This is a genomic window from Pseudonocardia petroleophila (assembly GCF_014235185.1).
In the GTDB taxonomy this organism is placed as follows: Bacteria; Actinomycetota; Actinomycetes; order Mycobacteriales; family Pseudonocardiaceae; genus Pseudonocardia; species Pseudonocardia petroleophila.
On record NZ_CP060131.1, the window covers coordinates 5,858,679 to 5,871,495 of the forward strand.

Annotated in this window: 12 protein-coding genes; 10 read left to right on the forward strand and 2 right to left on the reverse strand. The window is 70.9% G+C overall.

Translation table 11 applies throughout. The features are described 5' to 3' along the window. Positions 1 to 82: 82 nt before the first annotated feature. The gene (gene lnt, locus H6H00_RS28745) at positions 83 to 1,516 is read left to right on the forward strand and encodes an apolipoprotein N-acyltransferase (protein ID WP_255425422.1); all 1,434 of its coding nucleotides are present in this window, start codon (positions 83 to 85) and stop codon (positions 1,514 to 1,516) included. Beyond that, complete coding sequence (locus tag H6H00_RS28750) at positions 1,513 to 2,145, forward strand: thioredoxin-like domain-containing protein (protein WP_185718767.1); 633 nt, start codon at positions 1,513 to 1,515, stop codon at positions 2,143 to 2,145. Before lnt ends, H6H00_RS28750 begins: the two co-directional genes overlap by 4 nt. Before the next feature lie 25 nt (positions 2,146 to 2,170). Here the strand turns inward: H6H00_RS28750 and H6H00_RS28755 are convergent, their stop codons facing one another. After that, complete coding sequence (locus H6H00_RS28755; RefSeq protein ID WP_185718768.1) at positions 2,171 to 4,030, reverse strand: bifunctional copper resistance protein CopD/cytochrome c oxidase assembly protein; 1,860 nt, start codon at positions 4,028 to 4,030, stop codon at positions 2,171 to 2,173. A 106-nt stretch (positions 4,031 to 4,136) separates the two neighbouring features. Here H6H00_RS28755 and H6H00_RS28760 point away from each other — a divergent pair, with 106 nt between their 5' ends. Next, positions 4,137 to 4,967 (forward strand): DUF4394 domain-containing protein, encoded by an 831-nt coding sequence (locus H6H00_RS28760; protein WP_185718769.1) that lies wholly within the window; start codon positions 4,137 to 4,139, stop codon positions 4,965 to 4,967. Here H6H00_RS28760 and H6H00_RS28765 read toward each other — a convergent pair. Beyond that, positions 4,964 to 5,527 (reverse strand): copper resistance CopC family protein, encoded by a 564-nt coding sequence (locus H6H00_RS28765; RefSeq protein ID WP_185718770.1) that lies wholly within the window; start codon positions 5,525 to 5,527, stop codon positions 4,964 to 4,966. The genes H6H00_RS28760 and H6H00_RS28765 overlap by 4 nt on opposite strands. Before the next feature lie 419 nt (positions 5,528 to 5,946). Here H6H00_RS28765 and H6H00_RS28770 point away from each other — a divergent pair, with 419 nt between their 5' ends. The 7 genes from H6H00_RS28770 to H6H00_RS28800 all read left to right on the forward strand — a co-directional run bounded on the left by H6H00_RS28770 (position 5,947) and on the right by H6H00_RS28800 (position 12,814). Beyond that, positions 5,947 to 6,375: a hypothetical protein gene (locus tag H6H00_RS28770; protein WP_185718771.1), complete on the forward strand. Its 429-nt coding sequence runs from the start codon at positions 5,947 to 5,949 to the stop codon at positions 6,373 to 6,375. Then, positions 6,372 to 7,829, forward strand: coding sequence for a multicopper oxidase family protein (locus H6H00_RS28775; protein ID WP_221775704.1), 1,458 nt, complete (start codon positions 6,372 to 6,374; stop codon positions 7,827 to 7,829). Before H6H00_RS28770 ends, H6H00_RS28775 begins: the two co-directional genes overlap by 4 nt. A 347-nt stretch (positions 7,830 to 8,176) precedes the next feature. Next, positions 8,177 to 8,992, forward strand: a complete 816-nt coding sequence (locus tag H6H00_RS28780; protein WP_185718772.1) for a hypothetical protein — start codon at positions 8,177 to 8,179, stop codon at positions 8,990 to 8,992. Then, positions 8,989 to 10,257 (forward strand): hypothetical protein, encoded by a 1,269-nt coding sequence (locus tag H6H00_RS28785; protein ID WP_185718773.1) that lies wholly within the window; start codon positions 8,989 to 8,991, stop codon positions 10,255 to 10,257. The genes H6H00_RS28780 and H6H00_RS28785 overlap by 4 nt, the downstream gene beginning before the upstream one ends. Positions 10,258 to 10,620: 363 nt before the next feature. Beyond that, positions 10,621 to 10,812, forward strand: coding sequence for a helix-turn-helix transcriptional regulator (locus H6H00_RS28790; RefSeq protein ID WP_185718774.1), 192 nt, complete (start codon positions 10,621 to 10,623; stop codon positions 10,810 to 10,812). Between the two features lie 68 nt (positions 10,813 to 10,880). After that, complete coding sequence (locus H6H00_RS28795; RefSeq protein WP_185718775.1) at positions 10,881 to 12,116, forward strand: tyrosine-type recombinase/integrase; 1,236 nt, start codon at positions 10,881 to 10,883, stop codon at positions 12,114 to 12,116. A 506-nt stretch (positions 12,117 to 12,622) separates the two neighbouring features. Continuing rightward, entirely contained in the window at positions 12,623 to 12,814 is a 192-nt protein-coding gene (locus tag H6H00_RS28800) for a helix-turn-helix transcriptional regulator (RefSeq protein WP_185718776.1), read from the forward strand. Positions 12,815 to 12,817: the final 3 nt, after the last annotated feature.

Genomic DNA, 12,817 nt, shown 5'->3' on the forward strand with positions numbered 1-12,817 from the left:
GGCGTCACCGGGAGCCGCCCCAGTTCGCATCGACCGGCCGGGCGCCGCCGGTCCGGCGACCCGTCTGCGCTTCGCGATCCTGTTGGCCACCGGCGCGGGTGCGGCCTGGGCGCTCGGGGCGCAACCGCGAGGATGGTGGCCGTTGCTCCCGCTCGGGGTGGCCGCGCTGACGGTCGCGCTGCACGGGCGCGGGCTCCGTGCCCGGCTGTGGCTCGGCGGTGTGGCGGGCGCCGTCTTGTACGGCACGACGCTGGGCTGGCTCACCGGCTTCGCCGCGGCCGGGTACGTCGCGATTGCCGCGTTGGAGGCCGTCATGCTCGCCGTTGCGGTCGGTCTCGTGCCCACCGCCCACAGCGGTCGTTGGGCGGGAGGCTGGTGGGCGCTGCCGGCCGGGCTGGTGCTGCTCGACGCGGCGCAGACCCGGTTCCCGTTCAACGGGTTCCCGCTCCCCGCACTCGTGCACGCGCAGCTCGACGGCCCATTCGTGTTCGTTGCGCCGCTGGGCGGCTCGCTGCTGGTCACGGCCGTGGCCGCCACCGCCGGCGTCGGCCTGGCCGCCCTGGTTCTCACGATTGGCCGGGCCCGGCTGATCGCAGTGGGTGTGGCGGTGGCGCTGGCGGGTGTCCCCGTCGCGGTGGGCGCGGCCGTCGCCACCGCCGATGCCGGCAGCCTGGACGTGGCGGTCGTGCAGGGCGGCGGGCCGCGCGGTCTCCGGGCGGTGTTCACCGACCCGCAGGACACCACCGACCGGCAGTTCGCCGTGGCCGAGCAGATCACCGGCTCCCCCGACCTGGTGCTGTTCCCGGAGACCGTGATCAGCGTCGACGGGTCGATCGCCGGCTCGGCAGGTGACGCGCGTGCCGCCGAGCTCGCCCGGCGCCTCGACGCACCGGTCGTCGTCGGGGTCGTGGAGAACCAGGGCCCCGGGTTCCGCAATGCGGCGGTGCTGTGGGGTCCCGACGGCACGATCCTCGGCCGCTACGAGAAGGAACACCGCGTCCCGTTCGGCGAGTACATCCCCGGGCGCGAACTGCTCAGCCGCGTCACCGACCTCACCGCGCTCGTGCCCCGTGACGCCATCGCCGGCGAGGGCACCGCCGTGCTGGTGTCCCCGGCCGGGCCGCTCGGCGTCGTCATCTCCTACGAGGTTCTCTTCGCCGACCGCGTGCGCGAGGCCGTCACGGCAGGCGGGAGGATCGTCCTCGTGCCTACCAACGCGGCGTCCTACGTCACCGAGGACGTGCCTGCGATCGAGGTGGCCGGCGCCCGGCTGCGGGCCCTGGAGTACGGCCGCACGGTGCTGCAGTCGGCGCCCACCGGCTATTCCGTGGTGGTCGCTCCCGACGGGCGGGTGCTGGCCCAGAGTGGGCTCGGCAGCCCGGCCCTGCTGCGCGAGGCGGTGCCGCTGCGCACCGGTCTGACGCCCTACGCCCGCACCGGTGACGGCCCCATGCTGCTGCTCGCCGCGCTCGCGCTGCTGCTCCCGGTACTGGTGCGCAGGCGGGCCGCCCGATGAGCGAGCAGCCGCAGGACCGGCCGGTCGGCCGGTGGTCGCGGATCGGCGGGCCGCTGGTCCTGCTGCTGGCCGCCGCATCGTTCGGGGTGGTTGCGGTGAGCGTCCTGATCCCGTCCGACGCCGAGCGGGAGCTCGCCTCCTTCGCCCCCACGGCGGAGCAGCCCGATCCCTCGACGCGGATCCCCGGGATCGTCGTCACGCCGGTCGCGGACCACGACCACGCAGCTGCCGCGACCGGCTCCACCGCCGACGGCAGGGCCGTTCCCCCCGTCGGCGGCCCGCACGGCCCGGGGTACGCGGCGTGCGACGGGGTCGCCCACCCCGATCCGATCCCCGACACCGACGCCGTGCACGCCATGGAACGGGGCGCGGTCTGGATCACCTACGACCCCGCCCGCACCGCTCCGAACACGGTGCAGGCCCTCACCGTCACGCGGGTCACCGACGCCGACTTCCTTTTCATGTCGCCCTTTCCCGGTCTCGACAGCCCGATCTCCCTGCAGGCGTGGGGACACCGGCTCACCCTCGACACCCCCGACGACCCGCGTTTCGAACAGTTCATCCGGGCGCTGAGCGACAACCCGTACACGACTCCCCTGCCCGACGCCGGCTGCGCCCCGGGCACCTGACGTCCCTCGGCCGCGCACCCGTGAATCACCGTGCTCGCGCCCGAGCAAGCCCGACCGCGAGGATCGGGACGAGCGCCACCTGTCCCACCAACCACACGACACCGGCGAGGCGTTGCTGATCGAGCAGGTCGGGTACCCAGGGCAGGCCCAGCCCCCGGTAGAACGTCGCGGCGATCGGCTCGGTACGCAGCAACAGGCCGATGCCGACCCCGGCTTGGACGAGGACGAGCAGGGCCACAGCCCGGCCGCGGGCGACGGCCCCGCTCGTCAACGCCCCGACCAGGACGACACCGACCGACAGGAGCAACGCGTCCAGGGCCAGGCGACCCGGCTGTGACGCGAGCAGGGAGTCGATCAGCCCGAACCCGTAGAGCATCACCACGGTCGCCGCGAAGACGAGCACCGCGGGGAACGGACGTCCCAGCACGGCGATCGTCGGGTGCGCGAGCACCCGCTTGACCTCCGGCACCGCCTGCCGGGCGAGCGCCAGCGGCGCCCCGAGCACCAGGAGCAGGGGTGCCACCAGCGTCAGCAGCAGCTGCGCCGCGACACCGACGCTCAGCATCGCCGCTCCGTAGCGACCGAGACCGGACGAGGTCGCGAGGAGCACCACAGCACAGCCGGCCAGCCACGCCGACGACCGGCGGATCGGCCACGCCCGTCCCTCCGCGCCCAGCCGCCTGACGCCGGCCAGATAGGCCACCAGCATCACCGCGACGACGACGACGAAGATGAGGTCCGGACGCCCGTCGACGACAAGACCGCCGAGCCCGGAGGGTGGCCCGGCCAGCTCGTACCCCAGCTCCTCACCGGTGCGCGAGGGTTCACCGGTCTCGCCCGGGGCTGGGGGCGGCGTCCGCCCCAGACCGACGGCCAGGCCGATCGTGGCCAGCATCAGTAGCACCTCGCCCGCCCCGAGCCGCAGGAGCGCGCGGCGGTCACCCCGGACGGCCGGGGCCAGAGCGCTCCGCCGGTGCAGGTAGCCGAGAACCCCGAGCAGCATCAGCGACGCCGTCTTGGCCACCGCGATGACCCCGTAGCCGGACAGCAGGTTCGGCAGCGTCAACGGGATGCGGACCGCCAGGTTGGCCAGCCCCGACAACGCCATCAGCCCCCAGCACCATGCGGCGATCATCGAGAAGCGCGGCAGCACCGTGCCCAGCTGGTCGGGCGAGGGACGCGCGGCGAGCGACAGCACCGCGATGAGCCCGCCGACCCACACCGCCGCGGCCACGATGTGGATCATCAGGCTGTCGGTGGCGAGGTCGTGCGACCCCCCGACCGCGGAATGTCCGGTGGCCGCCACCGGCAGCAGCCCGACGACCGCGGCCCCCAGGAGCACACCGGCCCACCCCCACGTCAAGGTCGCTCGGCAACCGGCCGCGATCAGAGTGGCCAGTACCGCGGTGAGCAACCATGCCGCCGACGTCGGGAGCAACGGCAGGGCTGCGGCCAACGGACCGAGTGCCAGCACGTCACCGACCGGGCGTCCCAGCACCTCGGCCACGGTCAGCGGGACCATCACCAACGCTGCCCCCGCCCACAGCCACGCGCATCCGGCAGCCACACGGACGGATCGGTACCCCGCGATGTCGAGGTACCCGCTGGCCTGTGGGGCCGCCAGTACCGCCGCGAGCAGCAGGAACCCGACCGTCGCCGCCGCACCGATGTCGGCCACCACCCGTACGGCAGGCAGCCCGTATCGCACGACGAGCCCGGGATCCGGCAATCCGAGGACGTCGGCGATCGCCGACCCGGCGGAGGCCGTCAGCCACAGCGCAACGAGCAGACCGAGCGAGGTCCCGGCCACGACGAGGGAGCCGACGGCCGACCGAGACCGCCCCACCCGGGCCGGTCCGGAGGGCATGACCTGCTGATGTGGCATCTACACACCGTAGAACCCGCTCGGTCGGATGAACGCCACGGGCCGGTCGTGCGTAGGAAGGGTCGGCGTACCACCGCGCCCGCGTTCCACACCGAAGGGCCTATTCATGCGCACGTCCCTGAAGGCCGGCCTCGTCACCGTCGCCACCGGCGCACTACTTGCCGTGCCGCTGTCCGCCGCTTCGGCCACCGAGCGGCACGGCCTCGACGTCGTCGGCCTCGTCGACGGCATCACGCTGGTCGACTTCGAGACCGACGACACCGACCAGCACGGCGCCACCGACGTCACCGGCCTCGACGGCGACGTCTCACTCGTGGGGATCGACTACCGGGTGCAGGACGGGGCCCTCTACGGCGTCGGCGACGCAGGCGGCATCTACACGATCGACGGGCACGGCACGGCCACCAAGGTCGCCCAGCTGAGCATCGACCTCGCCGGCGAGCTCTTCGGCGTCGACTTCAATCCCGCCGCCAACGCACTGCGGGTCGTCAGCGACACCGGCCAGAACCTGCGCCAACCCTTCGCCATGCCCGGTGCCCCGACGGTGGCCGACACCGCCCTGACCAACCCGGCGGTCGCCCCCGCCACCGGCACCACACCCGCAGAGGGGGTGACCGCGGTCGCGTACACCAACAACGACGATGCGGCCGGTACCGCCACCACGCTGTTCGCCGTCGACACGACCGCCGACCGGGTCGCGATCCAGTCCCCCGCCAATGCCGGGACGCTCGCCCCGACCGGCGGCCTGGGGGTGGACGCCGGCCCGGACGCCGGAGCCGACATCTACACCTCGGCCGACGGCAACCGGGCCTTCGCCACGCTGGAGGTCGGCGGTATGCGGGGGCTGTTCGAGGTGGACCTGCTCACCGGATCGGCCGAGCATCTCGGGGCGCTCGACGGCGTCACCGACATCGCCCTGCCGATCGACCAGGGCTAATACGTCGAAGCTCTCCGCCGCCCGCTGAGCCAACGCACCGCCACCACCGAGCACCCGATCACCAGGGCACCACCCACCAGCCACGCCCATACGTGGAGGGATGGATGCTGGGCCGCCTCCCCATGGTGACCGGAGCCGGTAGCGGCGGTGGGCGGTAGCGCGTGCTGTCCATGAACAGGGCCGCTGGTCTGGCGGACGACAGAGCCGGTCACCGTGAAGCTGATGCTGCCGCGAACGGGATGGCCGTCGGTGGCGACGGCTCCGTACCAGAGGACGTACTCGTCGTTGATCAGGGTCGGCAACGGCTGCACGACCACGGTCCGCGTCGTCGTCGGTGGAGCGAGTTGAGCCTGAAATCCAGCCGAGCCGATCAACCTGATGGTGACAGAACCCGCATCGAGCTCGTCGCCGAACTCCAGCGTGACCGGACGAGCGACCCCGTCCACCGCCCCACCGTCGACCGGATCACTGCGCACGAGATCGGAGTGGGCCAGCGCCGGGCTGCCGGTGAGCAGCACCAGCGTCGCCGCGATCAGCGGCGCGCCGATGGTTCGCAGCACGAGCCCGACTCGACCCCGAGCACGCGTCACTGCCCCCACCGTCGCCATCCCTCCACGAGACCCCGTGCAGAGACCGCCGAGATCGCCGGCCCGTTCGGGCCCGCAGGTCGCAACTGTATCCACGACCTGCTCCGCGTCTCCTCCACCATGCGGACGGCGGTGACGAACGTCGGCCCGTCAGCGAATTCATCCTCATCAGCTGCTCCACGGAGGGATCGATGCGCCGACTCGGATGCGGAACCCGGATCCGCGTCATCACCCTGCGTGCGGTCGTCGTGCTGTCACTCCCGCTGGTCGCGGCAGCCGGATGCGGCAGCACCACGCCGAGCGACACACCGCCGGCCTCCGGCACCGCCACGAGTTCCGAAGCGAGGCCGGACACGATGTTCGTGGGCCGATCGGCCGACGGCATCATCGCTGTGGCCATCGCCGTTCACGACGGTCGGGCCACCGGGTTCATCAGCGACGGCCTCCAGATCGGGGTCTGGTTCGACGGCGCAGCCACCGGCGGACTGCTCGATCTCCGCGCACTCGACGGGTCGACGCTGGTCGGGGGGATCCACGGCCGCGTCATCCACGGTGGGGTCACCCGCGGCGACGGCGCCGAGTGGTCGTTCGTGGCCCTGCTGGGAGAGGAACCGACCGGCCTCTACACCGCCACCTCCAGCGCGGACACCGACGACAGAGTCGGCTGGATCCGGTTCCCTGACGACACCGTGGTCGGTACAAGCGACATCGGGGGCGCCACCGGACCGGCTCCCTCGATCGCACCGACGATCACCGTCGAGAACACGCCATTCGAGCCGTCCCACCCCGTGGTCGGCGGTACCGAGATCGGACCGGGATGACAGCACGGACCCACCTCGGGAGGCGCCGGGACGTACCCCGCCGAGACACCTGGACGCGCCGCGAGCTCCTGATGATGGCCGGCGCCGGAGTGGGCGCTCTCGCGCTGGGCGCCTGCTCCGGCATCACCTTCGCTGGGACGTCCCCGCTCGGGCCGGTCACCACGCTCGGGTTGGATGCCGGGCAGGTTCGGCTCGACCTCGAAGGCACCCCCGTCGAGACCTGGGGCTACAACGGCACCGTTCCCGGACCGGAGATCCGGCTCCGAGAGGGAGAGACCCTCCGTGTCCCGCTGCGCAACGGGCTGTCCGATCCGACCACGGTGCACTGGCACGGCATCTCGCTGGTCAACGCGATGGACGGGGCCCCGTTCCTCACGCAGGCACCGGTCGAGCCGGGCGCCGGTTTCGACTACGAGTTCGTGGTACCCGAGGCCGGCACACACTGGTACCACGCCCATGTCGGGCACCAGCTCGATCGGGGCCTCTACGGGGCCCTGATCGTGGAGCCGCGCCACGAGGAGCTCTCCTACGACCGGGAGTACACCCTGCTGCTGGACGACTGGCGCGACGGGCTCGACGACCGATCCGAGTACTCCGCCGGCCACGGCGGCCACGACCCGACGGGGAGCCCCGCACTCCCGGCCGATCCCCGTGAGTGGGTCTCCTTCGGCGGCCGCTTCTACCCGCTGACCCTGGTCAACGCCCGGCCCCCGGCCGACCCGTACACGCTGGACGTGCGCCTCGGCGAACGGATCCGTCTACGCGTGATCAACGCTGCGGCCGACACCGGCTTCCGCTTCGCCATCGGTGGCCACCGGCTGACCGTGACCCATGCCGACGGCATGCCGGTGCAGCACGTCACCGTCGACGCCATCCGTATCGGCATGGGCGAGCGCTACGACGTCCTCATCGAGGCCGACGCTCCGGGGGCGTGGCAGGTGGGCGTCATGCCGGAGGGACGAACGGGATACGGCCGAGCGATCCTGCGCTACCTCGACGCCGCCGGATCCACCGCGCCACCATCGGATCTGCGCCCCACCGAGCTCGATGGGCGACTCCTGACCTATGACGATCTGGTCAACACAGGCAAGGAGGAGACCCCTGCCGCCGGCTCCCCGGATCGGACGTTCGCCCTGACCCTGTCCGGAACCGACATCCTCGCCGACGGCCTCGACCCCACCGAACCGTTCCTCGTCGACTCCGGCGAGTGGGTGCGCTTCACCCTGCGCAACGAGAGCATGAAGTGGCACCCGATGCACTTGCATGGTCACCATTTCCGGGTGTCCACCCCCGGCGGGAACGGGCCGCTCAAGGACACCGCCGCGGTTCCGGCGCGCGGCGGTGAGCTGACATTCGACTGGCGTGCGGACAATCCGGGCGCCTGGATGTTCCACTGCCACAACCACTACCACATGGAAGACGGCATGATGCGCACCGTCACCTACCGGACCTGACCGGCCGCATACATCGTCACGCGCCAGCAAAGCGGACCGCCGTGATGATCATGATCGAGTAGTAGGTCGGCTCCGGGCGCTCGACGGGTGCCCCGAGACGGCCACATCGGATCACGGTGCGATCGACCCGCTGCGCAAGCGTTGCTCACGTCGCTGTCGGACGGCAGGGCCTCCAACGCCGCTCGGAATTGACCCCATTCCACCCTGGAACTCACGCGGCGACACGGGTCAGGTTTCCCACCGCTGACAGGGGGTGTCGCGGAAATCGTGAACACAGCGGGTCGGCGTGCGTATCGTCGTCGGCGTTCGGCCCTCAATCTGCGGTTCTTCCCCCCGAGGAGGCAGCGGTGGATCTCGATGTCAACATCGCCGGCCAGGTCACGTCGCACTCGGTGGTGCGGGCCGATCTCGGCCACGACGGCCGCTCGATCGTGGTGGTGTCCGGGATCGCGCTGCCGGAATGGCGTGTCGATACCGACGAGATGACGCGGACGTCGGCGCGCGTGCTGCTGCGCCAACCAGCCGACATCGTCGAGCAGTCGACGGTGACCGTCTCGCTGGCGAGCATCAGCAACGAGGAGAGCTCCTTCGGCTTCGCCGTCGACCAGGCCGAGCTGGCCGTTGAGGCGGACGAGCTCGTGCTGGCCACCCGGCTGTCGCTGATGGGCGAGGCCTCGTTCCTGCACCGCTTCTCCTTCCAGGTCGTGCTGGCCATGCGCGATGTCCCCGCGCAGATCAGCGGAGAACTGGTCTGGAACACCTCGCAGTTCCGGCCTGCGGAGACCACGCCCGCCGCTGCGCAGCGCGCTTTCGTGATCGAAGCGAACGCAGTGACCGTCACCGACGGCCCGCCCCCCTCGGCGCCGCCACCCGGCGTGCCCGGCACGCTCCCGACCGGCACCATCGACCTCCGTCCCGTCGCCAGCGGTCAGATCGTCTCCGTGACGGTAGGCGAGCAGACCTGTCGCGCGTCCTACGTGATCGCCAACCCGCCGAAACTGAAGCGCCTCATCGTCACTGTCGGCGCCCCTGGTCTGCACGCGGTCGGCACAGGCACGATCGGCATGCGGGCGACGGGGGAAGCCGACTTCACACTCACGCCGGCTGCCCCCACCCGCGAGCACGTCGACTTCGCCTCGCACCACGAAACCGGGCCGGCATGACGCCCGGCCCGCCGACTCCGGCGCAGGTCGTCCAGCGGGCCGGGTTCGAGTCCCAGGCCGCCTTCAACGAGGCCATCCCGATCGTCAAGATCCCCGTCGCCGGGCCCGCCCCGTTCAACATGCTCGCTGTCGTGCGATCGCGCCTGTGGGGCATGGGGTACTTCGGGGACGACCTCCACCGGGCACACGTCACGGGCTATCCCACCGCCTTGACCATCCCCAGATTCGATCCTGGCCGGCCAGAACAGCACGTCGTCCACCATTCGACCTCCGTCGGCGTCTCGGCAATGGCAGCCGACGACGACGTGGACTTCACCGTGGCGCTGGACTCGGTGGCGAGCGCGTCCACCTTCGACAGGGACGGCACCTGGCTGCTCAGCTTCGACTCCGCGGTCCAGTTCGACTTCGACTCCCTGGTCGAGGTCGAAGCGGGGGTCGTCGAGTACGTGGCGACGAGCTGGGTGCTCTTCGTCGAGCCGCCTCCACCTCCCGGCGCGGCGCCGGATCCGCCCACGGTCGCCACGAACCTGCGCGGATGGGCGCACTTCATGGTCCACAGCACCCGCCACTACGCCACCCTTCCCGGGGCCGACGTGATGCGCGCCGCCGCAGAGCTGACCCCCCTGGTCCGCGAGCTCAGCGCTGCGGGGCAGACAGCGGACGCGCAGGCCGTACAGCAGGCGTCGGTCGACGTGCTGGAGGAATTCAGCCCGGCAGCGGCCGAGCGCACCGCGTACCTGATCCTGCGTGCCGAGGCCAAGCACAACCTGATCGCCCGCATGATCGAGAACAAGCAGCTCGCGGACGTGGGCCCCCTGGCCGGCTCGGCGATCAGCAACTACCAGGCCTACACCGCGGCTGCAGGCGCCGACCTCGCCCGCGCCGCCCGAGATCTCGGCGAGCTGGTCAAACCGCTGCTCACCGCCGGGCTACCCGCCCAAGCGCTGGCAGCCCAGAGGGCGAACCTCGACACCCTGCGGGCCATCACCACCCCGACCGATCCGCTCGGACACGACCTCGCCCTGGCCGAGTCCGAACACAACGTCGTCGCGCGCCTGATCGACGCCGGGCAGACGCCGCACGCTGCGCCACTCGTCCAACCGCTCCTCGAGCGCTACCTGGCCTATGCCGGCAAACCGGCTGCCGACATCCTGCGCGTCCAACGCAACCTGACGGAGCTGGCAGCCCGCCTCGCGAGCGCACACCTCACATCAGAGGCCGGCGCGACACAACACGCCCTGAACCAGCTCGACGCACGGGCGTGACACATCCCGAGTCGTAGGCCAGCTGGGCTCCTCGGCGTGGGCCACGCGCTCGCGCACACGGCGCACCGAGGAGGGTGCGGCAGACGTGATCAAGTTCCAATCGGTAACGAACGCCCGCAGCATGCCGGGCAGCAACTCCATGACCACGGATAGGCAACGCGTCGACCACGCTTGTTGTGTCGCCATCCAGCCGTGGTCGCCCGCGACGTAGGCAGCGCCCTGATCGGCGTGTAACAGAGGGCGGAATCCTCCTTGCGGAGGAGTCGCGAACCCGACAATCACCGCCACCGACCACAGGAAGCAACGCAGCCACAGCAACGGCCGCGAATCCTCCGGATCGAGACGCAACATCCGGAGGCATCGATGGAGAGTCAGCCGCACCCGCTGTGGGGCGTTCACGAGGTCGCCACCTACCTCGGCGTTCCCGTCGCCACCCTCTATCAGTGGCGCCACCGCGCGTACGGACCCCGAGGCCGCCGTGTCGGCCGCTACATCCGCTACGACCCCGACGACGTCCGCAGATGGTTCAACGACCGGAGCGAGACAGTCACATGATCTCCGCCGCCGCGACCTCAACAGGCAGGTGCCGGCGACGCCACCAGCCGCCGCACCTCGGGTAGCCGATGGCCACCGTCGACGACAACTGGTACGCACTGATCAAGCGGCCGGACGGGACCACGCAGAAGGTCCCCACATCGCGCCACGGTGTCGGGTCCCGGTGGCTGGTCCGATGGCGCGACGACGCGGGCACACCACGGAAGAAGTCCTTCGTCCGCAAGGCAGACGCCGAACGCGCCGCGGCCGAGATCGAGACCGAACTGGCACGAGGGACCTACCTCGACCCGGACGCCGGCATGATCCGCTTCCGCGACTACGCGGAGCAGTGGCGACAGTCGCAGTTCTCCGATCCCGGGACCACCTACCAGGTCGGGATCAGGTTCCGGCTCCACGTCTACCCGACGTTCGGGCACCTGCCGCTGCGCACCATCACCCCGTCGGTCATCCGCCAGTGGACGAGCGGCCTGCGGATGGCACGCAGCTACCAGCGCACGATCTTCGCGAACGTCTCCCAGGTCTTCGGCGCCGCCATCGCCGACGACCTCATCGCCAAGAACCCCTGCCGGTCCGGCACTGTCCGCAAACCGGCCCCCGACCCGCGCCCGATCATCCCGTGGCCCGCCCAGTGGGTGGCCGGCGTCCGCGATGCCCTTCCCGCCCGGTACGCCGTCCTCGCCACCCTCGCCGCAGGCGCGGGATTGCGGCAGGGCGAGATCCTGGGCCTCACCCCCGACGACATCGACACCCGGCACGGGACCGTCCACGTCCGGCGGCAGGTCAAGCTCACGGCCGCCAACCAGCCGTACCTCGCCCTACCGAAGGGCCGGAAGACCCGCTCGGTTCCCGTTCCCGCATCGGTGATCGACGCCGTCCTCGATCACCTGACAGTCCTACCCGCCCGGACGCTGACGTTGCCGTGGGACCGGCCAGACGGAGACCCACTCACCGTCTCGCTGGTGCTCACCAGTCGGGAGTCCACGCCGGTGAACCGGCACTACTTCAACGCGAAGATCTGGAAGCCGGCCCTCGTGGTCGCCGGTGTCCCGCCGACGCGGGACAACGGCTGTCACGCGCTTCGGCACTACTACGCGAGCGTCCTGCTCGACGGTGGCGAGTCCATCAAGACGGTCAGCGAACGCCTCGGCCACGCCGATCCGGCCTTCACTCTGCGTACCTACACCCACCTCCTTCCGAGCAGCGAGAGCCGAACGAAGCAGATCATCGAAGCGGCGCTGCCGGCGCTCCCCCGACGTCCCGGGCCGCGCCCATGTGCCACAGATGTGCCACGATCATCGAGATGATGTTCATTCGTGCAGGTCAGCGCACTACGTCTCGCTCTACTACGACGTCTGATTCGGGCGTTTTCCTGACCTCCGGGTCAGGCTCGAAACGGCGGTTGACCAGGCAATACGTCTCTCGACGGTTGTCGGCGTCAACCGCCGTTTTTCGTGCTCGTGCGCCCCAGATGCGCCCCAAACGAAGATCGTCTTTCGGCCTCTCGCAACGCTGTGACCTGCACGCTCGGGACCGCCCTGCGGACAGGGCCACGGGGTCCGATCGGGCCCGTGCGCCCCAAACGCCTGGTGGATCTTGTATTTGTCCGTTGTGACGAACGAATCGTCAGATCGGGGTCTCAGACGCCGGCTAGGACGTGCACGATCGAATCTGTCGATCCTCCACAACAGCCACGGTCGGACCACGACCTGACCACGCCCCCGACCACACCGAGGAACGACGCAGCCACGCGTCGAGCGATCGCCCGCCGCAACGTCGACAGGCATCGCGATCCCTCGATCGGAGGCCTGCCGTGGACGACCGACCCGAACCGCTCTGGGGCATCCCCGAGGTGGCGCACTACCTGCAGATCCCCGTCGCCACGCTCTACCAGTGGCGCCACCACCGCTACGGCCCGCCCGGACGCCGCGTCGGGCGCTACGTCCGCTACGACCCCGACGAGGTCCGGCGCTGGTTCACCGAGCAGTCCGACGGCGCCGCCTGAACC

Excerpts from the sequence above, each read along its gene's own strand:
- H6H00_RS28750 (WP_185718767.1), top strand. The coding sequence starts at position 1,513 with ATGAGCGAGCAGCCGCAGGACCGGCCGGTCGGCCGGTGGTCGCGGATC.
- H6H00_RS28755 (WP_185718768.1), bottom strand. The coding sequence starts at position 4,030 with ATGCCACATCAGCAGGTCATGCCCTCCGGACCGGCCCGGGTGGGGCGG.
- H6H00_RS28760 (WP_185718769.1), top strand. The coding sequence starts at position 4,137 with ATGCGCACGTCCCTGAAGGCCGGCCTCGTCACCGTCGCCACCGGCGCA.
- H6H00_RS28775 (WP_221775704.1), top strand. The coding sequence starts at position 6,372 with ATGACAGCACGGACCCACCTCGGGAGGCGCCGGGACGTACCCCGCCGA.
- H6H00_RS28785 (WP_185718773.1), top strand. The coding sequence starts at position 8,989 with ATGACGCCCGGCCCGCCGACTCCGGCGCAGGTCGTCCAGCGGGCCGGG.
- H6H00_RS28790 (WP_185718774.1), top strand. The coding sequence starts at position 10,621 with ATGGAGAGTCAGCCGCACCCGCTGTGGGGCGTTCACGAGGTCGCCACC.
- H6H00_RS28795 (WP_185718775.1), top strand. The coding sequence starts at position 10,881 with ATGGCCACCGTCGACGACAACTGGTACGCACTGATCAAGCGGCCGGAC.